This is a genomic window from Acidovorax sp. KPB24-07 (assembly GCF_057543315.1).
The window spans coordinates 1-1,643 of record NZ_BAAJYS010000577.1 but is presented as its reverse complement, the minus strand read 5'-3'; the positions used below and the strand labels follow the sequence as shown (position 1 = coordinate 1,643).

Genomic DNA, 1,643 nt, shown 5'->3' with positions numbered 1-1,643 from the left:
CCACTAGGGCATATTGCTATCGAAATATGAGCGAATGGGCGGGCTGCGGACTTTTTGGTAACCGCTGTCAACCGCCGGGCGTTCAGCGTCAGCGGCGCTGGCGTTCCTCGCTCGCTTCCTCGAAGCGGTCCACGTCGCGCAGGGGCTTGAACAGGAGCGTCCAGGCGCCCACCACCGCCAGGGTGCACAGCCCGCCCGCCACCGCGGCCGGCACGGCGCCCAGCCACGCGGCGCTGGTGCCGGCGCGGAACTCGCCCAGCTCGTTGGACGAGCCGATGAACAGCATGTTGACCGCGTTCACCCGCCCGCGCATGGCATCGGGCGTGGAAAACTGCACCAGCGCCCCGCGGATGTACACGCTCACCATGTCGGCCGCGCCGGCCACCATCAGGGCCAGGAACGACAGCAGGAACCAGTGCGACAGAGAGAACACCAGGTTGGCCGCGCCGAAGATCGCCACCGCGATGAACATGCGCCGCCCCACATGGCGGTTGAAGGGCCGCAGGGTCAGGAACAGCCCCGCGCCCACCTCGCCGATGGCGATGGCGCTGCGCAGCGCGCCCAGGCCCTGCGGCCCCACGTGCAGCACCTCGTGCGCATAGATGGGCAGCAGCGCCACCACGCCGCCCAGCAGCACGGCGAACAGGTCCAGCGAGATCGTGCCCAGGATGATCGGGCGCGTGCGGATGAAGTGGATGCCCGCGCCGAAGCGGTCCCACATGCGGCCCTGCGTCGGCGAGGGCGGCGCGGCATACGCCACCGTCACGCGCGACAGCAGCAGCGCGCCCAGCGCGAAGCCCGCGCAGCACACGGGGTAGGTGAGCGAGGCGCCGCCGGTGGCATACAGCACCCCGCCGATCAGCGGGCCGGTGATGCTGGCCAGGCGCATCAGCATGCTGTTGGTGGCCATGGCCTGCGCCAGCTGGGCGCGCGGCACGATCTGCGGCAGCAGGCTTTGCAGCGCCGGTCCCGAGAACGCCCGCGAGCAGCCGAACAGCACCAGCGCCGCATAGATGCCCGCCACGCCCGCCGTGCCGTGCCCCGACAGCCACCACAGCAGCGCGCTGCACACCGCGCCCACCGACCAGCTCACGGCCAGGATGTGCCGGCGGCTGGCGCGGTCGATCAGGTCGCCGGCCGGCAGCAGCAGGCACAGCATGGGCAGGAACTGCGCCAGGCCCACGTAGGCCAGGGCGATGGGCTCGCGCGTGAGGTCGTACACCTGCCAGGCCACGACCACGGCCTGCACCTGGGTGGCGAACACGGCCACCAGGCGGGCGATCAGGAAGGCGAGGAAGCCGCGGTGCCGGTAGACGCTTTCGGTGGCAGGAACGGGGGGAGCGGGGGAGGCGGTGGGAAGGTCGGGCACGGCGCTGGGGAGGCTGGAGGGTGGCTGGCCGGAGCCTGTGCGGCCAGCGGACGGGCGGACGCGGCGGGCGGCTCCAACGGTGGGAAGTCAGCGCCGCATGCTACCGGTTTATCCGTGCGGGTGCTGTCGCCGGTAGTCCCAGGGAGCGCGCGGGCGCTTTTGCGACCACAGCCCGGTGTGGCTGGCCTGGGCCTGGCGCTGCAGCGCCGCCAGCTGCGGGTAGGCGGCCGCGCGCGGCGTGTACACCCAGGCGAGCCCGGCGCGCACCTGGGCC

At 72.2% G+C, this 1,643-nt stretch carries 2 protein-coding genes; both read right to left on the bottom strand.

The window, feature by feature from the left end:
- Window positions 1–88: 88 nt before the first annotated feature.
- A complete protein-coding gene (locus tag AC27IQ_RS24015) occupies window positions 89–1,369 on the bottom strand; it encodes an MFS transporter (protein ID WP_487091056.1) in 1,281 nt (426 codons plus the stop codon).
- Window positions 1,370–1,477: 108 nt separating this feature from the next.
- Window positions 1,478–1,636: a thermonuclease family protein gene (locus tag AC27IQ_RS24010; RefSeq protein WP_487091057.1), complete on the bottom strand. Its 159-nt coding sequence runs from the start codon at window positions 1,634–1,636 to the stop codon at window positions 1,478–1,480.
- Between the last annotated feature and the right edge of the window lie 7 nt (window positions 1,637–1,643).